This is a genomic window from Mesorhizobium sp. M2A.F.Ca.ET.042.01.1.1 (assembly GCF_003997405.1).
Classification (GTDB): Bacteria; Pseudomonadota; Alphaproteobacteria; order Rhizobiales; family Rhizobiaceae; genus Mesorhizobium.
Window position 1 is genome coordinate 1 of record NZ_RZRX01000419.1, and the last position, 3,325, is coordinate 3,325.

The 3,325-nt window shown below is 62.5% G+C and carries 3 protein-coding genes; all 3 read left to right on the forward strand.

From position 1 onward, the window contains the following. On the forward strand, positions 1-853 hold an 853-nt coding region (locus tag EOA23_RS32965; protein WP_127307139.1), incomplete at its 5' end, for an acetyl-CoA C-acyltransferase. Between the two features lie 122 nt (positions 854-975). Next, positions 976-1,701 carry an acetoacetyl-CoA reductase gene (gene phbB, locus EOA23_RS32970; RefSeq protein WP_127307140.1) on the forward strand — a complete coding sequence of 242 codons (726 nt, stop codon included), beginning with the start codon at positions 976-978 and terminating at the stop codon, positions 1,699-1,701. 817 nt (positions 1,702-2,518) lie between these two features. Continuing rightward, positions 2,519-3,325: helicase-related protein (locus EOA23_RS32975; protein ID WP_281058782.1), on the forward strand; the 807-nt coding region annotated here is incomplete at its 3' end.

The window sequence follows — 3,325 nt, forward strand, 5'->3', positions numbered from 1 at the left end:
GGTGATCATCGCCGGCGGCCAGGAATCGATGTCGCTGTCGCCGCATGCCGAGCATCTGCGCGCAGGCGTCAAGATGGGCGACTACAAGATGATCGACACCATGATCAAGGACGGCCTGTGGGACGCTTTCAACGGCTACCACATGGGCAACACCGCCGAGAACGTCGCCCGCCAGTTCCAGATCACTCGCGAAACCCAGGACGAGTTCGCGCTTGCCTCGCAGAACAAGGCCGAGGCCGCGCAGAAGGCCGGCAGGTTCAAGGACGAGATCGTCGCCTTCACCATCAAGGGCAAGAAGGGCGACACCATCGTCGACCAGGACGAATATATCCGCCACGGCGCGACGCTCGACGCCATGACCAAGCTGAGGCCCGCTTTCGACAAGGACGGCACGGTCACCGCCGCGAACGCTTCCGGAATCAATGACGGCGCCGCCGGCGCGCTGCTGATGACCGAGGCCGAGGCTGCCCGGCGCGGCGTCACCCCGCTGGTCCGCATCGCTTCCTGGGCGACCGCCGGCGTCGATCCGGCGATCATGGGCACCGGACCGATTCCCGCCTCGAAGCGGGCGCTGGAGAAGGCCGGCTGGTCCGTCAAGGACCTTGATCTCGTCGAGGCCAACGAGGCCTTCGCCGCGCAGGCCTGCGCCGTCAACCAGGGCATGGGCTGGGACCCCTCGATCGTCAACGTCAATGGCGGCGCCATCGCCATAGGCCATCCGATCGGCGCGTCCGGCGCCCGCATCTTCAACACGCTGGTCTACGAGATGCGCCGCCGCGGCGCGAAGAAAGGCCTTGCCACGCTGTGCATCGGCGGCGGCATGGGCGTCGCCATGTGCGTGGAAGCGATCTGAACAGCCAATAGCGAATAGAGAGTAGCGAATAGGGAAGAAAAAGCGTCGCGGCGGGACATCAGCCCCCTACTCGCTATTCGCTACTCCCTATTCGCTCAGTCGATTTCTAAAGGGAGGACCACATGAGCAAGGTAGCAATTGTCACCGGCGGAACGCGCGGCATTGGTGCTGCGATATCGGCCGCCTTGAAGAACGCCGGCTATTCGGTCGCCGCGAACTATGCCGGCAATGACGAGGCGGCCCAGAAATTCAAGGCCGAGACCGGCATCCCGGTCTACAAATGGTCCGTCGCGGACTACGATGCCTGCGCCGCCGGCATCAAGCAGATCGAGGCCGATCTCGGCCCGGTCTCGGTTCTGGTCAACAACGCCGGCATCACCCGCGACGCCATGTTCCACAAGATGACGCCGGCGCAGTGGAAGGAAGTGATCGACACCAACCTCTCCGGCGTCTTCAACATGACGCACCCGCTGTGGAGCGGCATGCGCGACCGCAAGTTCGGCCGCGTCATCACCATTTCCTCGATCAACGGCCAGAAGGGCCAGGCCGGCCAGGCCAATTATTCGGCGTCGAAGGCCGGCGACATCGGCTTCTCCAAGGCTCTTGCCCAGGAAGGCGCCCGCGCCGGCATAACCGTCAACGTGATCTGCCCCGGCTATATCGCGACCGAGATGGTCAAGGCGATCGACGAGAAGGTGCTCAACGAGCGCATCATCCCGCAGATCCCCGTCGGCCGCCTCGGCGAACCGGAAGAGATCGCGCGCTGCGTCGTCTTCCTGGCTTCCAACGAGGCCGGCTTCATCACCGGCTCGACCATCACCGCCAATGGCGGCCAGTACTTCGCCTGACAGCATTTGTCGCCATGGCGGCTCCTGTTAGCGAGTAGCGAATAAGCGAATAGGGAAGAACGGCGGCGTCAGCGCGGCGGCTATCAGATCCCTATCCCCTATTCCCTATTCGCTACTCTCTATTCGCTCCACCTTGCCTCAATTCGGGACGCAAAAGTTAACGGCCCGGCCGCTCTCTGTGCATAACCCTTCTGACAAACTGTGAATCCTCGGTGGGCAAGCTGTGGATAACACCATATCTAGGAGTGAACAAACCGGGAAACTTCTTGCATCTCTGATTCGTCGCCGATTCGTTCTGGCTTTGGTCGAAAAGTTAACCGCGGAAGCCGAAAACGTTACCCCAAATCGTTAAAAGCGATTAAGAAAAATCAACAAATTCATAACCTTGACGACACGTCTCCAATCGACCGCGACCGTTCACCGGCAAAGGTTAACGGCGACTCGATCCCGGCGGAGGCAAAGCATGAATCGGGCCAGTTTCCCGATTCAGCATGTGGTGAGGCTCACCGTCAAAAAATCCACATATAGCCGTGAACAAAACCTGAATCAGAACGAGTCAGCGATTCGTCGCTGATTCGTTCCAGACTCGTTCCAGCCGTTAACGACAGGCGGTTTTGACCGGGTCCGTCGATTCCCGCCTGCCCCAAAGAACATTCCGCTTTCGCTCGGCGTCCTAAATCCCTATGTGTCGGCTGTCACACGCGGCGGCACCGCCGCGCTTCCGACCAAAAGCATGATCCCGGAAAGTGGGAACCGGTTTTCGGAGGAAGATCATGCTTGAACAATCGAAGCGGCAGAAACACTTATTTCCGAGCCGATGAACATCCAGCCGAAACACTCCCACCCGCTGATCCTTTCGGGCCGCGACGTGACGGCCGTGCTCGGCCCGACCAACACCGGCAAGACCCATCTCGCAATCGAGCGCATGGTCGCGCATGAGACCGGCATCATCGGCCTGCCGCTGAGGCTGCTCGCCCGCGAGGTCTATGCCCGCGTCTGCGAGAAGGTCGGCGCCCACAAGGTGGCGCTGATCACCGGCGAGGAGAAGATCGTCCCTGCCGGCGCGAAATATTCGGTCTGCACCGTCGAGGCGATGCCGCGCGAGACCGACGCCGCCTTCGTCGCCATCGACGAAGTGCAGCTCGCCGGCGATCTCGAGCGCGGCCATATCTTCACCGACCGCATCCTGCATCTGCGCGGTCGCCAGGAGACGCTGCTGCTCGGCGCGGCCACCATGCATGGCATCCTGCAGCGCCTGTTGAAGGGCGTTTCGGTGGTGACCCGGCCGCGCCTGTCGCACCTTGCCTATGCCGGCTCGAAGAAGCTGACCCGGCTGCCGCGGCGCACGGCGATCGTCGCTTTCTCGGCCGACGAGGTCTATGCCATCGCCGAGCTGATCCGCCGTCAGCAGGGGGGCGCCGCCGTCGTGCTCGGCGCGCTGTCGCCCCGCACCCGAAACGCCCAGGTGGAGATCTTCCAGTCCGGCGACGTCGACTATCTCGTCGCGACCGACGCCATCGGCATGGGGCTGAACCTAGACCTCGAGCACGTCGCCTTCGCCCAGAACCGTAAGTTCGACGGCTACCAATACCGCGACCTGAGCTCGGCCGCGCCGGCCGGCACC

Coding starts and splice junctions, on each gene's coding strand:
- phbB (WP_127307140.1), top strand. CDS start 976: ATGAGCAAGGTAGCAATTGTCACCGGCGGAACGCGCGGCATTGGTGCT.